At 47.7% G+C, this 21,756-nt stretch carries 21 protein-coding genes; 15 read left to right on the top strand and 6 right to left on the bottom strand.

Annotated features, from left to right (window positions below; genetic code table 11):
* The first annotated feature begins 1 nt into the window (after position 1).
* Genes CSR04_RS21285 through rfbB form a run of 5 tightly spaced genes read left to right on the top strand, consistent with a single transcriptional unit; the run spans position 2 to position 4,958 of the window.
* Entirely contained in the window at positions 2 to 1,456 is a 1,455-nt protein-coding gene (locus CSR04_RS21285; protein WP_102798357.1) for a KpsE/RkpR family capsule polysaccharide export protein, read from the top strand.
* Between the two features lie 59 nt (positions 1,457 to 1,515).
* Positions 1,516 to 2,394 (top strand): glucose-1-phosphate thymidylyltransferase RfbA, encoded by an 879-nt coding sequence (rfbA, locus tag CSR04_RS21280; protein WP_102798356.1) that lies wholly within the window; start codon positions 1,516 to 1,518, stop codon positions 2,392 to 2,394.
* 7 nt (positions 2,395 to 2,401) lie between these two features.
* Positions 2,402 to 2,947 (top strand): dTDP-4-dehydrorhamnose 3,5-epimerase, encoded by a 546-nt coding sequence (rfbC, locus tag CSR04_RS21275; RefSeq protein ID WP_102798355.1) that lies wholly within the window; start codon positions 2,402 to 2,404, stop codon positions 2,945 to 2,947.
* A 16-nt stretch (positions 2,948 to 2,963) separates the two neighbouring features.
* Positions 2,964 to 3,830 (top strand): dTDP-4-dehydrorhamnose reductase, encoded by an 867-nt coding sequence (rfbD, locus tag CSR04_RS21270; protein ID WP_102798354.1) that lies wholly within the window; start codon positions 2,964 to 2,966, stop codon positions 3,828 to 3,830.
* A 45-nt stretch (positions 3,831 to 3,875) separates the two neighbouring features.
* Positions 3,876 to 4,958, top strand: a complete 1,083-nt coding sequence (rfbB, locus tag CSR04_RS21265; RefSeq protein WP_102798353.1) for a dTDP-glucose 4,6-dehydratase — start codon at positions 3,876 to 3,878, stop codon at positions 4,956 to 4,958.
* Positions 4,959 to 5,005: 47 nt separating this feature from the next.
* Here the strand turns inward: rfbB and CSR04_RS21260 are convergent, their stop codons facing one another.
* From CSR04_RS21260 to CSR04_RS21235, 6 genes are all read right to left on the bottom strand, one after another.
* Entirely contained in the window at positions 5,006 to 6,250 is a 1,245-nt protein-coding gene (locus CSR04_RS21260) for a YbhB/YbcL family Raf kinase inhibitor-like protein (RefSeq protein ID WP_102798352.1), read from the bottom strand.
* A gap of 335 nt (positions 6,251 to 6,585) precedes the next feature.
* On the bottom strand, positions 6,586 to 7,023 hold the full coding sequence (locus CSR04_RS21255; protein ID WP_102798351.1) for a hypothetical protein: 438 nt from the start codon (positions 7,021 to 7,023) through the stop codon (positions 6,586 to 6,588).
* 67 nt (positions 7,024 to 7,090) lie between these two features.
* Positions 7,091 to 9,202 (bottom strand): type II secretion system protein D, encoded by a 2,112-nt coding sequence (locus CSR04_RS21250; RefSeq protein ID WP_102798350.1) that lies wholly within the window; start codon positions 9,200 to 9,202, stop codon positions 7,091 to 7,093.
* Between the two features lie 17 nt (positions 9,203 to 9,219).
* Positions 9,220 to 9,699, bottom strand: a complete 480-nt coding sequence (locus CSR04_RS21245) for a hypothetical protein (RefSeq protein ID WP_102798349.1) — start codon at positions 9,697 to 9,699, stop codon at positions 9,220 to 9,222.
* Positions 9,692 to 10,273, bottom strand: a complete 582-nt coding sequence (locus CSR04_RS21240; RefSeq protein WP_102798348.1) for a hypothetical protein — start codon at positions 10,271 to 10,273, stop codon at positions 9,692 to 9,694. Before CSR04_RS21240 ends, CSR04_RS21245 begins: the two co-directional genes overlap by 8 nt.
* Positions 10,270 to 11,184, bottom strand: a complete 915-nt coding sequence (locus CSR04_RS21235) for a hypothetical protein (RefSeq protein WP_102798347.1) — start codon at positions 11,182 to 11,184, stop codon at positions 10,270 to 10,272. The genes CSR04_RS21240 and CSR04_RS21235 overlap by 4 nt, the downstream gene beginning before the upstream one ends.
* 137 nt (positions 11,185 to 11,321) lie before the next feature.
* Between CSR04_RS21235 and CSR04_RS21230 the strand changes: the two genes are divergently transcribed.
* The 10 genes from CSR04_RS21230 (at position 11,322) to CSR04_RS21185 (ending at position 21,736) form a co-directional block, all read left to right on the top strand.
* Complete coding sequence (locus CSR04_RS21230) at positions 11,322 to 13,007, top strand: GspE/PulE family protein (RefSeq protein WP_245921804.1); 1,686 nt, start codon at positions 11,322 to 11,324, stop codon at positions 13,005 to 13,007.
* Positions 13,004 to 14,194: a type II secretion system F family protein gene (locus CSR04_RS21225; RefSeq protein WP_102798346.1), complete on the top strand. Its 1,191-nt coding sequence runs from the start codon at positions 13,004 to 13,006 to the stop codon at positions 14,192 to 14,194. Before CSR04_RS21230 ends, CSR04_RS21225 begins: the two co-directional genes overlap by 4 nt.
* Before the next feature lie 15 nt (positions 14,195 to 14,209).
* Positions 14,210 to 14,629 (top strand): type II secretion system major pseudopilin GspG, encoded by a 420-nt coding sequence (gene gspG, locus CSR04_RS21220; RefSeq protein WP_102798345.1) that lies wholly within the window; start codon positions 14,210 to 14,212, stop codon positions 14,627 to 14,629.
* Positions 14,598 to 14,993 carry a prepilin-type N-terminal cleavage/methylation domain-containing protein gene (locus CSR04_RS21215; protein ID WP_102798344.1) on the top strand — a complete coding sequence of 132 codons (396 nt, stop codon included), beginning with the start codon at positions 14,598 to 14,600 and terminating at the stop codon, positions 14,991 to 14,993. The genes gspG and CSR04_RS21215 overlap by 32 nt, the downstream gene beginning before the upstream one ends.
* A complete protein-coding gene (locus tag CSR04_RS21210) occupies positions 14,986 to 15,405 on the top strand; it encodes a prepilin-type N-terminal cleavage/methylation domain-containing protein (RefSeq protein WP_102798343.1) in 420 nt (139 codons plus the stop codon). Before CSR04_RS21215 ends, CSR04_RS21210 begins: the two co-directional genes overlap by 8 nt.
* Entirely contained in the window at positions 15,405 to 16,028 is a 624-nt protein-coding gene (locus CSR04_RS21205; RefSeq protein ID WP_102798342.1) for a PulJ/GspJ family protein, read from the top strand. Before CSR04_RS21210 ends, CSR04_RS21205 begins: the two co-directional genes overlap by 1 nt.
* Positions 16,012 to 16,959, top strand: coding sequence for a type II secretion system protein GspK (locus CSR04_RS21200; RefSeq protein ID WP_102798341.1), 948 nt, complete (start codon positions 16,012 to 16,014; stop codon positions 16,957 to 16,959). Before CSR04_RS21205 ends, CSR04_RS21200 begins: the two co-directional genes overlap by 17 nt.
* A 398-nt stretch (positions 16,960 to 17,357) precedes the next feature.
* Complete coding sequence (locus CSR04_RS21195) at positions 17,358 to 18,740, top strand: hypothetical protein (protein WP_102798340.1); 1,383 nt, start codon at positions 17,358 to 17,360, stop codon at positions 18,738 to 18,740.
* 131 nt (positions 18,741 to 18,871) lie between these two features.
* A complete protein-coding gene (locus CSR04_RS21190) occupies positions 18,872 to 20,869 on the top strand; it encodes a tetratricopeptide repeat protein (protein WP_102798339.1) in 1,998 nt (665 codons plus the stop codon).
* Positions 20,870 to 20,893: 24 nt separating this feature from the next.
* Positions 20,894 to 21,736, top strand: coding sequence for a sulfotransferase (locus CSR04_RS21185; protein ID WP_102798338.1), 843 nt, complete (start codon positions 20,894 to 20,896; stop codon positions 21,734 to 21,736).
* Positions 21,737 to 21,756: the final 20 nt, after the last annotated feature.

Here is a 21,756-nt window from a genome sequence, read left to right as displayed (position 1 = left end):
CATGACTCGTGAATCTCAGCAATTATTAGAAAAGCGTTTGGAAGTGTTCAGAAAAGAACATTTACAAGAAGGCGATTGGAGACGCCCGGTCAGATTGGTCTCGGCCGCAGATAAGTTGGTAGATAGCGATCCTGCGTTAGCATTGAGAATCTACCAACGAGCCAGGGTTTTACAGCCAAATTCACCTGTTATTAAACAGAAAATTAAGACAACTGGTCAAATACTTAAACAAATTGAACCTGACGTAATGCGCAGCTCTTCAAGTGAGTCAAATAGGCTCACTGACAAATCGGATGTGCCACAAATTGAAACAGGCGATTTGGTAATCACTGCTCTTCAGGCCTGGAACATGAAAGAGCTGTTATTGCGACCGCTTGTCTTGCTTGTGATACTGCCATTTCTAGCCTTTGCCATTTACCTTAGTCTGCTAGCCAGCGACAGGTTTGAAAGTCAAAGCCAGATTATTGTTCAACAACCTAATGGCGCAAGTACGCTAGATCCTTCAATGGCACTGTTGTCTGGTCTGACAGGTAAAAGTGCCAGTCCAGATACTGAATTGGTTGAAGTTTTTATGCAATCAAGTGACTTACTGGCATATCTGGAGGAAACCATTGGGTTTTCGGAGCACTTCAGTAACAGTAATGCTGACGTATTCAGTCGATTAGCATCAAATGCCAGTTTCGAAGATCGCTTGGCGTATTATCAAACACGCGTGAAAGTTGAAGTGGATGACGCTTCCAAAGTGATTAAGCTGAAAACTCAGGCATATACACCAGAATATGCGCGCCTGTTAAATGAAACCATCGTCAGCCGAGCAGAGTGGTATATCAATAAAATTGGTAATCAACTGGCTGAAGCTCAATTGACTTTTGTGAAGCGTGAACATGAACAAGTAGAAAGCAGACTGCAAAAGGCGAAACAGGATCTGTTGTCGTTTCAGCGTCGGTACAATTTGTTGGATCCTGTTGCTGAGGGAATGGCTCTGCAACAAATAACCTATGCGCTTGAAGGGCAGATTGCCGCTAAAGAAGCCGAGCTGCGGGCTCTTAAAGGTAGTATGAGTGATACAGCCTCCCCGGTTATACAAGCCCGGGAGCAACTAAAGAGTCTCAAGCAGCAATTGCTTGAAGAACGTACCCGCTTGACAAAAGATCGAACCCCTACATCTGGCAGTGAAGTCATTGGGGTGAATGAGGTACAAGCAAGGTTTGCAGGGTTAAAGACCGAGCTTGAATTTGCCCTTGAAGCATTGTCCGCATCGTTGGTTTCGCTGGAAAAATCACGGATAGAAGCATACAGGCAGTTAAAGTACCTTGTCGTAGTAGAAACATCGACCTTGCCGGAGGATGCAAGATACCCTCGTACTTTTTATAGCTTGGCACTGTTTTTAGCTGTTTCGCTGATGATGTTTGGTATCGGGCGAATTATTCTGGCAACGGTTGACGAGCTGCGCTGAGTGTTCTGTTCTAAATCCTGAATTGAACTAATAACTAAGTTTTTGTAGAAGAGGTGCTAATGCGTAAAGGTATTGTATTGGCTGGTGGTTCGGGGACGCGTTTACATCCTCTAACCAGCGTAGTCAGCAAACAACTTATGCCGGTTTATGATAAACCGATGATTTACTACCCCATATCTACACTGATGCTGGCTGGTATTCGGGATATCTTAATCATTACCACGCCCGAAGAGCAGAGTCGGTTTATTGCATTATTAGGTGATGGTAGTCAATGGGGGCTCAATTTTAGCTATGTTGTGCAGCCCTCTCCAGATGGACTGGCGCAAGCATTTATTCTTGGCGAGGAATTTATTGCAAACGATGCTTGTACGCTGATTCTGGGGGACAATATTTATTATGGTCATGACCTGCAAGTTTCTTTGCTGAATGCTGCCAAACGCGAAGTGGGTGCCACGGTGTTCGGATATCATGTCAACGATCCACAGCGCTATGGGGTGGTTGACTTTGATGAGAACTGGAATGCCTTATCCATTGAAGAGAAGCCCGCTCAACCCAAATCAAGTTATGCAGTAACCGGCCTGTATTTTTATGACAGCGATGTTGTTGAGATGGCAAAACAAGTTAAGCCATCCAAAAGAAATGAACTGGAAATCACAGACCTGAATTCTTTGTATCTGCAGGCTGGTAAGCTGAGTGTTGAATTACTTGGCAGGGGTTCGGCCTGGCTCGATACCGGCACGTTAGACAGTCTTTTGGATGCGGCAAATTTTATTGCTGCAATTGAAAAACGTCAGGGGCTTAAAATAAGTTGCCCCGAGGAGATAGCATTCAGAAAAGGCTATATCAATGCTGAGCAGTTACAAGCCTTGGCCAGTCCCCTGATTAAAAGTGGCTATGGAATGTACTTAATGAAAATATTGCACGACAAGGTTAAGTAGGCGCGTAATGCAAGTTATTGAAACAACTATCCCCGATGTGAAAATCCTTGAGCCACGCCTATTTGGTGATGAGAGAGGCTTTTTTATGGAGACCTTTCGTGATGATTGGTTTCGTCAACATTGCGCTCATGTTCAGTTTGTGCAGGATAATCATAGTCGCTCATCCAGAGGGATATTGAGAGGTCTTCATTACCAGACTCAGCAAACACAAGGGAAATTAGTGCGCGTTGTATCAGGCGAGGTGTACGATGTTGCCGTTGATGTTAGGGCAAGCTCACCTACGTTTGGCCAGTGGGTTGGCGTTTACCTAAGCGAGCAGAACAAGCGTCAATTATGGGTCCCGGCCGGTTTCGCACATGGGTTCTACGTAACCAGTCAATATGCAGAATTTGTGTACAAGTGCACAGATTATTATCATCCTGAGTCTGAAGTTAGCATCAGGTATGATGATCCCTCGTTGCAGATCGATTGGCCTCTTCTGGACGGTATCGACGTCTCGCTGTCAGCTAAGGATAGGGCCGGAGTTTTGTTCGTTGATGCACCACGCCTTTAAGTGTTGAGATAAGAGCATGTACATAGTTATTGGTAAGGAAGGGCAATTAGCGCAAGAGCTAGGCGCGCTTTTGGGTGAGCAGGCCGTCTGCCTGGGCAGACAAGAGATTGATCTGGGCAGCATGGAAAGCATTGAAGCGACCTTGGCACAAATTCCCGTTACAGCAATTATCAATGCATCTGCTTACACTGCTGTCGATCGGGCTGAAACAGAAGCGGAATTAGCTCACCTGATTAACTGTACCGCTGTCGGTAATTTGGCGACTTATGCTAACAAACACGGGGTGCATCTGGTTCATGTTTCTACTGACTATGTATTCTCCGGTCAGAATGGCAGGCCATACCTGCCCACAGATGAATTGTCGCCTCTCGGTGTATATGGGGCAACTAAAGCTGCTGGCGAACGCAAATTAACAGAAGTGTTGCCTGAGCGTAGCTGCATATTACGAACTAGTTGGGTTTATTCAAAGTTCGGCAACAATTTTGTTAAAACCATGCTGCGATTAATGCAAGAGCGTGAATACCTGTCGGTTGTTGACGATCAAATCGGTTCACCCACCGAAGCATCAGGGCTGGCGAAGGCTTGCATAGAAGCTGCACAGAAGAAAATAGTAGGGGTTTATCATTATACCGATGAAGGGGTAGCCAGTTGGTATGATTTTGCCAACGCTATCCAGGAAATCGCTCTCGAATACGGACTTTTGTCCAGACGTATACCTATCTCCCCCATTCCTACCGCTGCCTTCCCAACGCCGGCAAAGCGCCCTAGCTATAGTGTATTGGACAAGCAATCCTTACGTGCCGCTTTTTCCGAACTCACTGGCCGCCATTGGCGTGAACCGCTAAGAGAACTGCTTGGCGCGTTAGCTGACAAGCCACAATGAATTGACGGCCTTTGGCATTGGCAAAGGCCTAACAAGGTAAAGTAAATGACAAGACGAATGTTAGTAACAGGGGGAGCCGGTTTTATTGGTGCCAACTTTGTGCATTATTGGCTGGCCAAACACCCACAGGACAGCGTTGTGGTGTTAGATGCATTAACCTACGCAGGTAATGAACTGAATCTGGCCATGGTCAGTAAAAAGCCTGAATTTAAGTTTGTGAGAGGCGATATCTGTGACACCGCTTTGGTTGAGCGGTTGTTAAGGGAAGAGGCGATTAACACCGTAGTACATTTCGCTGCGGAGTCCCATGTGGACAGGTCTATTAGTGGACCAGATGCGTTTATTGAAACCAATATCATTGGTACTTACAGTTTGCTCAAGGCCTCGAAAAAAGTATGGATTGATGAGCCCAAGGCAGCTGGTCAAGAGGTATTGGCGCACCGCTTTCATCATGTCAGCACCGATGAAGTATACGGCAGTCTGGGACCGGAAGATCCAGCCTTTACCGAATCTACCGCTTACGCCCCTAATTCGCCTTATTCAGCCAGCAAGGCGGCCAGTGATCATTTAGTTCGAGCTTATCACCATACCTATGGTTTGGAAGTCACAACCAGCAATTGTTCCAATAACTATGGGCCGTTCCATTTCCCTGAAAAGCTGATTCCATTGATCATTACCAATATTTTGCATGATCAGCCACTACCAGTTTATGGCGATGGCAAGCAAATTCGGGACTGGCTATACGTTGAAGATCATGCCAGGGGAATCGAACTGGTTCTGGAAAAAGGACAAATAGGTGAGAACTACAATATTGGCGGCCATAATGAATGGGCCAATATTGATATTGTAAAATTGTTATGTGAGTTGACGAACAAAGCCTTTAACGAGCGCCCCGAATTAACACAAAAATTTCCGCAGGCGACTTTGGCACAACAAGGTAAAGCCGAAGAGCTGATTCAGTTTGTTTGTGACCGGCCAGGTCACGACAGAAGGTACGCCATTGACGCATCGAAAACTACCTCTGAATTGGGCTATAAGCCAGCGGAGACTTTTGCCTCGGGGATTTTTAAGACACTGAACTGGTATCTTGACAATGAGGAATGGTGGGCACCCCTGCGAGCGGGTTAGAGAGTTAGAATCGACCTATACACTAGAGGTATAGGTCGAGTGCCTGATTACCGATATTGGCCAGTTAAGGTGGCTCGTCCCAGAATGTAGTTACTGTACTGGGCTTCGAACTCGGCGCGGTTTAAACCGTAGGTACCAAGGTCAGATGTTGCCAACGTCGGCATGTTCTTGTCCAGTGCATACACCGTAATACTGTACGAGTGGTTATTCGGAGGACAAGGGCCATAGTATTTATCTGGGTTTTCAACCATGCCGGTGTTCGCAAAACTCATACCTGCCGTCAACTCTAACGTTCCAGCTGGCACGTTCATCACATTCCAGTGTTGGCAAGCCTGAGAACCAATGCCGCAGGGCGATATTTCATCATCCATTACCAGAGCAAAACCCGCCGTACCGAAAGGAGCATTGTTCCAGGATAAATGAGGTGATATGTTGCTGCCGCCCATTTCAGGGCATGCTTGTGCTTTAGGGATCAGGTCGCCATTTTCAAAGTTGTCGGATTGGATGGTGAACTTGGCTTTGGCGTTGGATTTGGATGACAGATTAGTCAAATATCCTTTGGGATCAGAAAGCAGGCTAACCAGTCTGATGTTTGCTGAACTCGAAACGCTTAAACGCCATTTTCCCGTTCCGTCTCCCAGTCCTTGGTTTAGACCTTTCGCTCCGTTCCCTTTTTCCAGGTCCTGGGCACTGAGTTCCAAGGTGTGCCCGGCATTAATGGCCACCGAGATGGGCCCCTTTGTCGTGCCTGCATCGTCTATCGCCGTAATGTCTACGGTAACATCCGTGCTTTCGATGTTACTCAAGCGAAGCAGACTCACTTGGTTTGTGTTTGATGCGGGATTGAACATGGGTACTTCAAACACCGAACCTTCATGAGTAACAATATCGTGAATACTCGTAAGGAAACCATCAGCTGTGCGCATGTAGCCATACAGCGCAATATTGAGGTCACTCTTGGCTACCAACCTCCAATCGCCAGTGCCTTCGCCAATACCTGCCGATAAGCCCTTCTGAGCGTTACCATTTTGCAGATCATTAGAGTTGAGGCTGATGGTTTCTTTCGCGGCAATACTGAATGTCACTGATTCACTGGTATTGCCTGTTTCATCGATTCCCAGCAGAGTAACAGTGCCTGCCTTGTTGGATTCGTTTACGATTCGAATAAATCCCTGTCTGACTTCCTGGGATGCATTTGGAAAATACCAAATGGCTTTCTCTGCAGCATTAATAGGAAGTGAAGAAGATCCGAGTGCCATACCAAGGCCGAGACATATAGCCTTATACTTCATGTAGTTACGACTCCATTTGATTGAATTCTCTGGTAGGCTATGGGAATTCCCGACCACTGTCTAACCATAAGCTGCAGTGATTACCTATTGAATTGTAAGTAAATTTGAATGTTTCCAGATGTCTGGTGTCAATCACTGCTGGTAAGTAAACACCTACATATCCTTGTTGCCTGTTTCGGTGTGCATAAACCTGCTCGATCGGGCTAGGTGCAATTAAGTGGCGGGAAGTATTGCAAAGTATCTTCAGGCAAAATGGGCTACAGGAAGCGGCTGCGTTAGCTAAGTGTAAATCCGAAATTTTATAGACAGGCCCATTAACGGGCCTGTCGTGCATGTTACTGTTTGACAATAAACTTCTGCGTGACTTTTCGACCTTCAGCTTGATCGAGATTTTCTGCCAGGTATTGCTGGTCTATCTTAAGTGATACTGTTTGACCATTGATCGACACAGTGGCTTCGACAGGAAATGTCATAGACAGGCTGGTCAGAATCTGTTTTTCGGTCCCTTCTTCTACGGCCGTTGAGGCTTTCAGTTCGGGGGCGTCGGTGCAACGGATAGATTTTAGCTCAGAGCCCTGATGCTGTCGATTCAACTCCGTTTGGACGTCCGCGGGAACAAATTGTGCCGGTGTCTCGCCACGACCCAACAGGTGAACAATCTCCAAAACCTCGTCGGCACAGTCGAAGCCACTGATATCTGGCTGTTGGGCCACTATCGGCAGCGCTACGATTGCCATGGGTAATGCTAACAGTTTTTTTGCATTAAATTTCATACTACTCTCCATACAGGCAACATCAAGTTGGGTTACACAACCTGGAGTGAGCGTAACCCGGTATTTATTAATTGTTCTTGGATAAATCGTCCATTCTGGCCCGTTGTAGCTCGTCAGTAAGAGCTTCGGCTTCGTGTGGCGTGCTCAGTACGTAAGGGATGACCATAATCATAAGTTCGGTACGTTTACGTTCTTCGTTATCATTGCGAAACAGTTTGCCCAGTAATGGCAACTTGCCAAGCATAGGCACCCCAGTATCAGTAACCGTTGAGGTTGAGCGAATCAGCCCACCGAGTAACACTGAGCCACCGTCGCGCAGCGAAACCGTTGTTTGAATACGTCTCTTAGATACCGTAGGCGAATCTATCTCGCTGGTGGCATTGCCCAAGGCTTCGCTAAGCTCCTGACTAATTTCAATATCCACATAGCCTGAGGCATGAACAGTAGGTTTTACTTCCATTAGAATACCAGTGTCGCGGTACGATATATTTTGAATTACTGGCGCATCGCTATTGGTAGTCGATTGGCTGTTGGAGGTAAGCACCGGAATTTCATCGCCCACCTCTATGGTGGCTTCCCCACCACTCTTAACCATAATACGGGGCCTGGCTCGAATGGTTGTATTCTGGTTCTTATAAAATGCACTTAGCACGGCTCTGGTTATGCCAGCACTATTAAGGGTAAGGTTTAAACCTGTTTCGTTAATGTCTATCAGGGTATTGGGGTTTCCGCTAGCCGATGCGTTGGCTGCTTTTCTGATCCAATCAATACCGCTGTTTTCCGTATCATCCAGTGCCACTTCTGCCAGTATAATTTCCACCATCACCGAAGGGGCTGGTTTATCCAGGCTCTTAATTATCGGTAATGTCTTTAGCCAGTCCTTGCCACTGCCGCTAAACAATATGGTGTTTAGGTGTTCGTCTACTGCGTACTGTCCGCGGGCCTGTTCGTTTGACGTTCGAGTGACCCTGGTATTGTTGGCACCTTGGGAAGTTGTTGACGTGCTGCTTTGTTCATCCTTGACCGGAGCACTGTAATTGGCCACGCCTAAACCGTTTAGCACCTTAACAATATGCTCGGCCTGGGTACTTTGCACCTGATAGCTGAAAAGCCCGTTCTCAACCACATTATACTGCTCAGTTTCCAGCGTTTTTGCCCATTCCAGTATATGTGTCAAGGTAGCAGAGTTGCGCGCAAATATGACAAGTTGTCCTGTCGAGTCCAGTGGCAGCAGGCGAATGGCTGTATTGCCTTCGCCAATTCGTACGGCATATCCCTGAGCAGACAATACTTTTTCCAGATTTTTAGCTAAATCGCTTGGACTCGAAATGTCTGGTCGCACAACCCGGCTGTACATTCCATCCATGCTGGGGCGATCTAACAACTGTACCGCTGCCAGAGCCTGCTCAACTGTGCGTCGATTTCCTTGCAGTATCAGAGCATTACGGATTGGATCTTCTTTGATATCCAATTCTGCCTGGGAAAACATTTGTGTTATCCAGCTTCTGACCATTGGCGTGGTTGTTGCGATAAGGGGATGTACGTAGAAGACCGGCCTGGTAGTGGCCGGGACTTCCGGTAAGGCGCGACCACTGACCAGCAGGGGTGTTTCTGTTGCACTGGCATTGGCGGAAAAATCAAATACCAGCGCACTTTCCTTCATATAGGTAAATATGCCGTAAGATCTCAGGGTTGCAATGGCAAGCCGGTACAGTTCTTTCTGACTGATACTGGAAGTAATGCGCATGGTTACCAGGTCTGGTGCGTTTTTTACGCTTGGCTCAATAACAAAGTTAAGGCCCAGTTGGTTGGCAAAAACTTCATTAATAAAGCTTCCCACTGGCATATTGTTAAAGGCCAGTCGGCTGATCTGTTGGTCACTAAGGCCTGGAACAACCGCTTCCTGGGCTTGTTCCTGAGCCTCATCGACATTCAACCTGGGCGCCGCCTTAACACTCATTCCCTTGCTGGCAGATTCAGAGGATTGACTCAGAGTTGAGCTGGGATCCTGCGGTAACGCTTTGGGCTCACGCATCGGCTTCGTGAATATCTCATTGTCCTGCTCAGCAACTTGGTATGCAGGCCCTTTGAAGCTACTGCAACTGGCCAGGCTGCTGCACACTGCGGCAATTAGAAATGCATGGTAAATGCGCGATAGGTTATAGCTGTTCTTAAACATAAAGTGATGCACTTCCGCTAACTATTGTTGCTTTCTACGTTCGCCTCTGTTGGAACGCCGAATAAGAATTGAGTATAAAACTGGTCTGACGCAGTATTGTGCCAGACAACAAAGTCTTTGCCTATTTCGTGTAAAACCCAGTCTGCAAGCCAGCTTTCACCCAATTGCAAGCTTTGCGGGTTAGAACTGTCGGGAGCTTGTATTAGTATGGAACTGGGGTTGTCTGTTACCAGCGCTATCAGCAGGCTATCTTCGATAGTAACGGCTTGAAGTGGATGTTCTTCCTGTTGAGCGGGTTTCTCAGCTTCAGGGGGGGAAAATTGCGGAATGCTGGATATTGCTTGCTGCCAAGCATAGTCAAGGTAGTGTGGGGCATTGGTGTCCACGGCATGTTGGCCTGGTTGTTTCCATTCCGGTTGCTGAAATCCCTGCAGAGCACCCAGCAGACCTGAACCAAAAAGCACTGCCATTGCGGTAGTTAATAAACGCTTATTCATTGCCTGCCTGCCTGTATAGCAGATCAACCACCAGACTGAGACTGTCTGAGGTTTTAGGGGAATACTGCAAAGAAGCGATTCGTCGGTAACCTGAAGTATTGTCAAACATTGACAAAAGCCTTATATAATCAGGCCCTGGTAACTGTCCGGCAATATCCACCCGTACTGACCAATAGGTTTGTTGTCCGACGGTTAGCGGTTCAGACCCGATCAGACTCAAACGCTTTCGCCCCAGCATCGAACCGATACTGCTTTCTACCTCAGCTAACGCTTTGGCCTCCGCCACGCTGGCAGACGGTGCAACAGGCAAACGGTCATGCAGTTCACTAAGCCGTGCTGCCAGGCGTTGGCTCTGTTCAGGATCCGTTTCACTGCTTGCACTATGTTGCAGCCTGGCCAATAAATTGAGCTGGCCCTGGATCTGTCCTCTCTGCTCAGCGAGACTATCGACCATGCTCTTAATGAGTGACAATGCAATGATAACTGCGACGGCCAGGAGCAACCATTGCAGTCGTGGATTGTTATGCAGCTCCTTAGCCAGCTTTGTGGATAGTTCGTTCTTTGTGCTGGTCATTTTGACTTCGCCTCAATAATCCAGGCACCGCCAGCAGTGAAAGGGCGGATACTCACCCGCTGCATAAAAGGTAAGGTTTCAATTTCACTGACAAGGCTGGCAATATCGAGATTCTCGGCACTAAGTTCGAGCTCCAGAGTGGCATTCTGCCAATTTATCTGTCGTACCTGCCAGGCTCCTTGCTGATTGACTTTATCAGCTACCATTCCCAGGCTCTCGGGCAACTGTCCATATTGCAGTAGCCAGTTTTCAATAAAATCTACCTGCAATTGCTGGCTTTGCAATTGGCTCTGTTTCTGTAACTTATCACCAACCTGGTCAGACAGGGTTTGCGTTTCAGCCTGCAGGCTTTTTTCCTGCAAGGCCAGAGTCAGCATGCCGACACCATACCAAGTCAGTATGCAGAGCAGTAAAGCGCTGAAACACCAGAACCACCCCAGTGGCGTTGTCAGACTGCGGCGTATCTTTGACTCCATTGCCCATGGTTGTTGATCATCTAGTAAAACCGCACCGGAATTGCCTTCGCTGACAATCTCACAACTTATCATGTTTCCTTTAACCCAGTGTTGTGCGTAGTAAAAAGTAGCCCCTTTGACCAGATGTGAGCCGTCTGACAAAGGTGATTGCATGGCTGTTTCAGGAGGGCCATTGAAGGCTGTCGCTGAAAACCACAGGTGCAATCCCTGAGCACTCATGTAGCTAAAGTGATAACCGTTTACAAAGGGGCATTGGGTTTTAATTTGCAATGCCACCCAGGCATCAACTTCGTGGCTTTTGAGCTGTTTTGGTACTTCTTTATATATAAACAAGGTTTTAACGTTACAGTCGCCCTGCCGACGGGAGGGCCATAGCCAGCGTTCCAACCCGGTTATCATCTTATTCAGTTGTGTGTTAAATGTTTCAAAGGGCATGCTGTGCAATCTAAATTCACTTCATTTCCAAAACGTCAGTGGTGTAATATACGCGAATTAGGTCAATAGGTTAATCGCTTCTTAATGGCAACTCAGTTGCCAGCAAAGTGACAAAGACTCAGGAGGCATGCAGGATTTTGGCTGCCCATATCTACATAGATTCCAGTCAACTGGATACTGGCTTGTCTACCCATTTGGTTCAGCAGGGCGTGCTTGGCGACGAACAGGTGACCCTGGTGCAAAATAGTGCCGCGGAACTAAAATGCTCTTTTATTGAGGCTGCATCGCGGCTCGGTATGGGAGGCGAAGATTCACTGTGGGAAGCCATGGCAACGGTTATTCAATGGCCGTTGGTTGCCAGTGTCGCGCTTTGTCCACCCGCCCATCAAATATTGACACAGTGCCAGCGTTTGGGACTGAGCATAGATTGGTGTCTCGATCAGAATGTGTTTGTTAGTCAGCAAGACGACCTGTTGCAGATTTATTGTGTCGACCCGACCGATCGTTTCGCGCTTGGCGTGATTCAGCATGTTGCGGGTGAGGAAGAAATGGCTGTGCATTTGCTGACACCCGCTATGGCTGCCAGCATAGCCGATGATGTTAGTCGTGAACGTGCTGTTTCAGAGCTATTTGGTCGCAACAATACTGATGTGATGGCGCTGGCAGAAGAAGCGCCGGTGATCAATTTAGTCAATAGCATTCTGGAGCGAGCCATTCAAGCTGAAGCCTCTGATATTCATATTGAGGCGGGGGCGCAGTCTATGCTGGTCAGATTCAGGGTCGATGGCCGTATGGTGGAGTTTATGCAACAGCCGATGGGACGCTTTGCTGCCATTGCTTCACGTATCAAACTCATGGCGCAACTGGATATTGCAGAGCGCCGTTTACCTCAGGATGGCCGATTCTCAACCAGAATGGCAAAGAGGGAATTTGATGTCAGGGTGTCGTCTGCGCCAGATGTGCATGGTGAATCCATTGTCATGCGTTTACTCCCTAAGAAAAGAGACGAGCTCACACTCGACAATCTTGGTTTTGAAGCAGACCATCTCGAGTTGATTCGTCAGTGGGGGAGCCTGAGTAATGGTATTGTGTTGGTGACCGGGCCCACCGGCTCGGGTAAATCCACCACGCTGTATGGTTTGCTGGCGGATATTCGTACCGGGCAGGAGAAGATCGTCACCGTTGAAGATCCGGTTGAATATCAGGTTGAGGGTATTACCCAGGTTCAGGCCCGGCCGGATATCGGTTACACTTTTGCCAAAGCACTGAGAACGTTTTTGCGTCAGGACCCCGATGTGATCATGGTGGGGGAGATTCGTGATAAAGAAACGGCTGACATTGCTATTCAATCGTCGCTGACCGGCCACTTGGTCTTGTCTACCTTGCACACCAATGATGCCTGCTCGGTTTTCCCCCGGTTGGCTGATATCGGCGTTGAACCTTACTTAGTGGCTGCCACTATTCAGGGCGTCCAGGCGCAGCGTTTGGTACGCAAACTGTGTGCAAGCTGTGCTGAGCCGACCGAGCCACCGACTTTTCTCGCCACTGAGGCGGCCGGAGGGGATTGGCGCAAACCTGTGGGGTGTAAAGCCTGTCAGGGCCGTGGATACCGTGGGCGAGTTGGTGTTTATGAACTGGTTCCTGTTACCCCTGCTATGCGAGAACTTATTACCCGTGGTGCTCCGGTAAATGATATTCGTGAGTTGGCGCGCCGCTCTGGAAATCGCTCGTTGCTGGAAGATGGGTTACTGAAAGCTTCAAGAGGAATCACCAGCGTTGAAGAAGTTTTACGGGTATGCAGTATGGATGATGCGGATACATGAAGTTTCACTTCCGGGGCATAGACCGAACAACAGGCCAAAGAGTTGAAGGCGATATTGAAGCTGTCAGTCAGGCAGAAGGCGTCAGGCAACTTGCAGAAAAACGTATTGATGCTTTCGAGGTGGAAGCATTTGTGCCGTCCAAAAAGCGTGGCCGTAAGGTCAAAACTGCCGATCTTGTGCTTCCACTGCAGGAACTGGCGACACTGACAGTTTCGGGGGTTGCACTGATTGATGCGGTCAGGGCGCTGGCTCAGAACGATGAACACCCCAATCTGGCTAAAGGATTTATGGCCATTGCCAGTAGAATAGAGGGCGGGGAGAGTTTTTCTGCGGCTATTAAGCAGTCGACACTGCCTTTTCCTGATTATGTAGCACACCTGGTGAGTGCCGGTGAGGTTGGTGGCCAACTGGCCCAGGCCCTTACAAATGCCTCTGAGCAAATGAATTACGATCAGGCTGTGCGTGGCGATATTAAAAGCGCACTGACTTATCCTATGGTGTTAATTGCATCAGGCATCGGGGCTATGCTGATTATTTTCTTTGCTGTTGTACCGAAATTCAGCCATATGCTTGATGCTGGCAAAGAGCTGCCTGCGCTGGCTTTTCTGGTGCTCTCAGCCGGGCGCTATGCGAATGAATCGCCAGGTATTATTTTGGCTGTGATCATAGCCATACTGCTGCTTGGGAGCGGGATCTTTGCCAATGCTGGCGTGCGGCGTAAGATAATGGACTTGCTGGTCGAAACCCCTGTAATTGGCCCCTGGCTGGCTGAGCAGGACGCTGCACGCTGGGCATCATTATGTTCCGCAATGCTGATGGCGAAGGTTAGTTTAATAACGGCGTTACGTCTTTCTGCTGCATCGTGCAACTTTAGCCGCAGGCGCAGACGGGCAGAGGCCATGATCAAAGATGTGGAGGATGGCATCAGTTTCACTGACGCCCTGGAAAGGTCACGTCTGGTTCCAGGCACTTCACTAAACCTGGTATCTGTCGGAGATAAGACCGGACAACTGGCGCAAATGCTAAGGGCCGTTGCACAATTGCATGATAGTTCATGTAAACGGCGTATGAAGCAGGTGCTGACGTTGATGGAACCTGTCGCTATTCTGATTGTCGGTCTGTTAATTGGCGTGATGATTCTTGGCATAGTTTTGGCGATTACGGCCTCAACTGATATTGCAATTTAAATACTGGGAGTACAAATGAAAAACAATAAACAGCGTGGTTTCACCATGATCGAGCTGTTGGTGGTGCTGGTTATTCTTGGATTGCTGGCGGGACTGGTTGGTCCGCAATTTTTTGGCAAGGTTGATAGCTCTAAAGTTCGCACCGCCGAAACCCAGGTAAAAATGCTGAAAATGGCATTGCAGACGTATCGTCTGGATGTGGGGCGTTACCCTGCAAAGCTGGACGATTTACGCAGCGCGCCTGGCGATGCGCAAAACTATTGGGCTGGTCCTTATCTTGACGAAGCTGTCCCCCTGGATCCCTGGGACAAACCCTACCAATATCGATTGGACAGCGGGGCAGAGCAGGGATACTACCTTTATAGTCTTGGCGCTGACGGCGTTGAAGGCGGAGATGGCATAAATGCCGAGATTGGCTATTTCCCGGTTAACTAAGCAAGGTTTCACTATGGTGGAACTGCTGGTTACCCTGGTGTTGCTGGGGTTAATATCAGCCGTTGCCGCGCCTGGGCTGGAAGCCTGGATGGCGTCCCGCCAGGCAGCCACCGAACGCGCAGAGCTGGCTTCCCGGCTGTTGTTGTTGCCAATACAGGCCAGCCAGCAAAGGCAGAGCTTATCAATTCACAGCGCTAAGGATCTGGCCATGCCTGACGTCGAATTGCAAATTGAACAGCCGGTATCCGTGCTGGCTAACGGCTATTGCCTGGGCGGCCGCGTTGCCATAGTACAAGGGCCACGTCGTTTTCAGTTTGATGTGCTACCACCATTTTGTGAGTTAAGAGCACGAAGCGTTGAATAGCAAAGGCTTTTCTTTACTTGAAGCACTGGTTGCGCTGGTGGTGTTGTCGCTGGTTTTTAGTGCTGTGTGGGGGTGGTTCGGTTCAGCGGCCACCGCGACCTCTCGTATCCAGCACGCATTGGCGTTACCCGGGGTGTTTCAGCAATTTACCCATTACCTTGAACTTGAGGATATGCAGGCTTCCCGGGCAGGAATATATCAGATAGGGGACTATGTGGTGGATTGGCAGGCTATTCCTTTGCGTCAGTCTAACCAGGAAAGGTACCGGCGTCAGCCCGCCTGGATTGTGACGCTGTTTGAAATTCAGGCCGAGGTAAAATACCAAGACCAAAGCCTTTCCAGAATGAGCACTAGAATCGTTAAGCAATGGCGTGATCCTGCGTATGCCGAATTGCCAGGGCTAAGTCAGTGATGCGCTCCAGGCAGACAACAGAGGGGGCTGATTTGCTTTGTCGCTCGGGACAGGGGTTCACCCTGATTGAGATGCTGGTGGTGCTAGTGATTCTGTCTATGACTACGGCTTTACTGGCACAGGGCCTGCAATCCACCTGGCAGAATTTTCAGCGACTGGGTGCCAAAGACCTGAGTCAGTCCAGTGCCAACCTCCCCGTCGACTGGTTTGAGCAGAGTATCAGGGCGGCATTAATGTATCACCCGCTTAAGGCCAATGCGGTTGGAACATCACAACGATTTGAGTTTGTCAGCGCCGCTCGCCCCGATGATTCGTTGCACATACCGGCGCCCATGGTCTGGCAACTTGTGCCGGGAGAAAGTGGCTGGTTGTTGCAGTGGCAGGCATTGGGCCAACCAGGTTCAGCGGTAACCGTACAACGTTTTTCTGACAATGCTGTGTTTGATTATCTGCTGGACACGCAATGGCAAAACGATTTTTCATCGCAACAAGCCCGCTTGCCTGACGCTGTGCGCGTCAGAGTCGCTGGCAAAGTTTGGGCACTGGCAGTGCCTGGTCGACCGGTACAGGCTGATATACCGCCGGAGTTGCCCATATTCGGAGAGTATGATTTTGGCGGTTAGTCGGGCCAGGCAAAGTGGCGCAGCCTTACTGGCGGTTCTGGTGGTGTCGGTGGTATTGGTAACACTGTTGGCATCGGCGGCATTGATAATGGATAACCGTTTGCAACTGGCGGAACAGGCTCGGCAACAATTTACCGATGGTGCAGCGGCCTATGCCAAGACCAATGAACTTATCTATTTACTGGCGACGCAGCGACTTACCGTGGCGGGTATCAGCCAGGGCAGCAATCAACAAGGGTTGCAGCGTAATGAGGATGGCCAGTTTATACAGCGTATCAGCGGGGACGAATGGCGGACAGACGGCTTCATCTATGAGGAAGGAAATATCCAGTTCAGTATTCAAAATGAGAATGGTCTGCTGCCAGTGAATTCGGCGTTTCAGTATTGGCTGAAGCGCTGGTTGCAGAATAAAGGTTACAGCAATACTGAACAGGCATTTTTGACCGACAGGCTGGCAGATTACGCCGATGCAGACGACTGGCACCGGGCTGGTGGCGCGGAGCGCCGGGATTATGAGCGTTTGGGTAAACGTTCGCCTGCCAACTTCCTGTTACAGCAATGCGCGGAACTGTATTTGGTTGACCGCTGGCCGCCAGTCATTGAAAAGCATCCTGCCATACTAGGGCACTGCAGTCTCAGACGCTCTCCACAGTTAAATATTAATGCCGTGCCCTTATCCTTATGGCAAGTGCTATGGCCGGCATCCGCAGAGAAAGTCGCTGCTGCCAGGGCCGCGGGTGACTGGGTGGTGCACTATCAGGACGCCTACAAGATAGAGCCGACTTTGTTACTGGAGTCTGAAGATCGTTATTCACCGCTGGGCGGCGACCGATTTGTGCTCAGCGTAAAAGCACCAGGTACTGATTACCGGCTTAGCATTGAACGAGGGACAAAAAATGCCCGGCCTTTTACCCAAAGGGTTATATTTTAGCCGCTTGTATGGGTGTGGCATTTAATCCCCACATATTTTTTTTAATAACCGCAAATTTCAACAAATTGTCACATTTGTACAAATTTTATCGGGTTAAATGGTTGTCTGAAAAACCAGCACATGCCTTGTGGGCCACGGAAAATAAAGCCTGGCGAGATTGTGGGAAGTGGAATTTTACACTATAGTTGCACGGCTTTTTTTGGCATGCTACAACTTAGCTCGTCAACTTGATCGGTAAGTTAGTGTTAATACTGATAAAACTACACTTTAAAAGAGTTGATTACTACAATCTGGTGTTGTAGCTTATTGGGGGTGGTCTGGTGATTGGTCACCATGGACTTGTTGGCGCATCGCCACGACTAGCAAAAAACTATAGTTACTCTTGCAGGAGTTTATACATGTTAAATAAGAAAATTTTAGCAGCATCCATTGCTGCTGCAGTTACAATGAGCGCGAACGCAGCTGTGGATCTGACTAACGGCACTACAGCTCTGAAGTACGGAAGCGAAACAATCGTTAACGGTGGCACTATTGCTTCCGCTGCTGCGTTGAACTTCACCGTGCCTGTAGGTTTGAATCTGCCTACTATCGCTGTTAACTCTGAAATGTTCATCCGTATCGAGTTGGATAATGCCAAGTTTGCTACCAACGCTGTTGAAGCGGGCGACCTGACTATCTCTACTGCTGGTACCAAGGCAATCACCAAAGTTGGTGGTGGTGCTTTAACAGAGTCTTATGTTGTGTTTGGTTACAGCAATACCGATACAACTACAAAGTCAACTGATGTTTTGACTTTTGCATTTGACAACGGTACTGCTACTGGCTTGACTGTAACTGATAAGTCTAAACCTGTTACTGTTACTTACAAACTGTACGAAAACTCAGCTAGCCTGGCGGCTCTGAATGGTGGAGCTGGTGCGGTTAAAGAAACTGCTTTAGCTGCTTACACCTTCACTACTGGTCAAGATATTGCTAAGACCTTTGCTGGTGTTGAAAACACTGCATTGGTTGCCAAGCAATTCAAAGAGTTTAAAGCAACTGCTAACGTTGCTGCCGGTAAAAAAGCTGCTCTGGGTACTGTTGACCTGACAGTTGTAACTGGTGTTTTGGCTGCCGATGACTCTGCTCAGGTTGCAGAAGCTGACGTATTCACTACTCCTACCACTACCGCGTCTATCACTGGTGACTTTGGTTTTGGTAAGACTTGGTGGTTGTCTGCCCTGAACACTTGTGGTACTGCTGCTGCCGCTGGCAACACTTTGACCATTGCTGCTGATAAAGCCTCTGCTACTGCACCTTCTCTGGCATTTACTGCTGGTCAAACTCTGTGTGTGGAAGTTAGTGGTTCTGAAGTTATCCCACGTAACAGCACTGGTTACAAGGTATCTCTGGCATCTAACACCGGCGTTGAAGGTACTATCGGTTCTATCGTTTATGATACAACTGCCGTAACCATCCCTTACCTGACCACTTTCGCGGATTACAACCAGCGTGTTTACATCCTGAATAATGGTTCTGTGCCAGCTCCTTACACTACTACTTTCCAAATGGAAGATGGTGTAACTGCAACTGCAGGTGCGATGGCCACTGGTACTGTTCCAGCTAAGACTATGGTCGCTATCAAAGCGTCTGACCTGGTAACATTTACTGGTAAGACTCGTGGTGCTGCTGTGATTGAGATCGAAGCATCTTCAAGCAACATCAAAGCCACTACTCAGACTGTTAACCTGGGTGACGGTTCTACCGACACTCTGACTCTGTCTGTAACTGGTACCAACTAATTAAATAGTTGATATTAAAAAAGCCCTCTTCTGAGGGCTTTTTTTTGTCTTTTTAACTTGTGTTTTCTTTTAAGTGTGTCGCTTCTTCAGCGTATACTAATAAAAAGTAAAAAGCATGATGGAGTTTAAGAGTGCAGGATAAGATTCAGAAGGCAAGGGAACTGGTTGCTGAAGGTAGGTTTAAGAAAGCTCTTTCCATTGTTAAAAAAATAAACCAAAAATCACAGCTTACCAGCTTTGAGAGTTTAGAGCTTGAAGCAAGATGTTTGTATCAAGAAGGAAATTACCAACTCGCACTACTTAAAACCGAAGCCGCTTTAAAGTTGGCTGACAGTGCTGAAAAGAGATACAGTTGTTTGGAGAATATGGCATCGGTACATCAACAACTGGGTAATAGGCACGCTGCGATAGAGTGTATAAAAGAAGTACTAAATGCAACCCAAGCTTTAGAAAGAGCACAGTTAAGATTCGGTCTGATATCCCTGGCTGCTGAGGTAAAGGATTATAATACCATTGAATGTTACGCCCCTGCATTGAGCAATGTCGAAGAGTATACCACTGATGCGACACTCTATCTTGCTGAAGCGGCGATCAATGATAAAAATATAGATAAAGCGTGCAGTTATTTAGATAAAGTAACAGTAGATATTTGTACACAGATAAGACAGAGCATTAAGCAGCAGCAGATTGTAAATACGCTTAATGGTTACCACCACATCCATGCATTCAAGAAAGAAAGCGATCTTTTGGAGAACTTACGAGATAGATTTCAACATGAAAAGTGGTTTAATGCTGTCGAGATGCGTCTAAGAGATGTAGGGGCCAGAGATAACAGCTCAATCAATGTAGAATACAAAAAAGGCAATATATCTCAGGAAAAATCTGCTATCAAGCCTGGTGTTATTGGCAACGACATTAATATTGTAAATGCTGTAACTAAATTACGCAGTGAGTTAGAGAAAAATGGGGCTTTTTTTCATCGGGACTTGAGATTTGTCGTTGAAGGCAATGACATTTCAGTTCAAATGGCTACAGCCTCTAATATAACTGAAAAATGTATGGGTGTGCCTCTGACCTGCATGCCGTTGGTGGATGATTATCAGTTTAGCCTCGACGACGACGGAAAGTTGATTGTCGAAACAAAAAAGCAGATGCTAAACCCGCAAGCTAAGAAGCTGATGCAGCTATTGGTTAACATGTACAATGCTTGTGATAAGTTGGCGAACTGGCGTGAATATTTTACTCTGTTTTCATTGGCTGGATTTAAGCCACTTTTCGACAAACTGATTAGCGCCAGGTCGGATAGCGCTATTTATTTACAATACTACGCGGATAAGAAAGAACTTATTAGCGGATATGCTGTAATTAAAACTTTCGTTGGGTCCAGAATATTTACTTTGGCTCAACATGAGTTGAGGAAGATTGGAGTTAAGTCAAGCAAGGGCGATGAGGCAGTTTTTATCCCTATTATTGAGTTGTTCAATCATCGAATGGGAGTGTCTGGATTCGTTAAAGATGCTAAAAATTTAGATTTAGTGACATATTCTCAACCTGGAGATGAAGGGCGTGAAATCTTTGTACAGTACAATCTAGATGATCCTTTAATCACCTTACTTGTTTATGGCTTTGTAGATTTATCAGCAAGTTGGGTATATACAGTGCCGATTATTATTCAGACTAGGTCTGGATTGAATATGAGAATTGACAACCTCTGTTCGTCGTCGCCTGTAGAAGATGTACCGAATCATCTCATGGGATTTTCTGCTTATTATCCTCCGAAAGTAATCAGACATGGGAAAAGCGTTTACGTAAGTAAGCTGGTCCTCCCGGGCAAGGAGCATCACTCTTCACTGAGAATGATCATTACTGAAGTACTAAAACAGATAGATATTGAAGGTATTTACACTAATTCAGATACCATGACTGCTGAGTTGAATCATATTGAAACGATGATTCTTGGGTTAAATCGCCAATATTGGCAAGAACTGCAGAATATGGTGAATGAGTATGTATCTAAGTATTCTAACTTTTCGTTAAAAACTGCAGATGTTTTACTGCAACTTTGCGACACTTATATAAAGCATATTGCCCGCTATGAAGCGCAATCCGGACGACTACTTAAGCAATAATGGTCCTTTTGTGAGTAAAAGATTTTGTCTACCTCTATTAGCCTGATTACAGGGATTCCCCGTTCAGGCACTACCTTATGCTGTAAACTGCTTAATCAGCGAGAAGATCTGGTTGCCCTGCATGAGCCTATTAATCCCGCCAGACTGCACCAGAACTTGGGGCGCCCTGGAGCGACTTTTAGAGTAAAGACGCTCATCGCAGAGCTTTGTCAGGCTGTAGAGCAAGGGCTGCCTTTTGAACATGGTGATCGTGGGGGCCTGCAAATAGAGAACCCTGTTGGTCTGGTGGAGCAAGATGGCAAGCGTCAGGTTGTTGCGCAGCGCGGGCAGGTTATATTACCTGCCAGAGCGTCTGGTACGTTTCGGCTGGTAGTGAAACAAAATGCCTTGTTTACGGCGTTACTCTCAGGTTTAACGGCTGAGTACCCTATGACTGCGGTAGTGCGCAATCCTGTCGATGTGCTGTTGTCCTGGATGACAGTGGATCTGCCAGTTAACCGCGGCAGGTTGCCAGCTGGAGAGCGTTTTAGCCCGGCATTGCGTCAGTCCTTGCAACAGGTATCCTCGGTGTTTGAACGTCAGTTGATGATTTACCGCTGGTTTATACAGCAGTTTATGCGCCACGAGTTACCGTTAGTGCGATACGAAGACGTGTTGGCAAGTGGTGGCGCGGTATTAGATCAGACAATGGGCTTACCACCTGTGTCGCGTCCGGCGTTAGCCCCTCAACCCCGCCAGTTCAGTCCGCAAGTGTTGCAGATGTTGGCTGCCCATCGTCAGTCTGTTGTTCGGCTAGCGGAGCTGGGATTATACAGTGAAGCCGATATTGTTCAGGCGCTTGACAACGTGCTTAACCCGACAATTTGATTTCATCCTGAATGACCATG

The organism is Bowmanella denitrificans (assembly GCF_002887595.1).
GTDB lineage: Bacteria > Pseudomonadota > Gammaproteobacteria > Enterobacterales > Alteromonadaceae > Bowmanella > Bowmanella denitrificans.
Note: the sequence above shows the minus strand (reverse complement) of the source record. Positions and strands in the feature narration are given on the sequence as shown.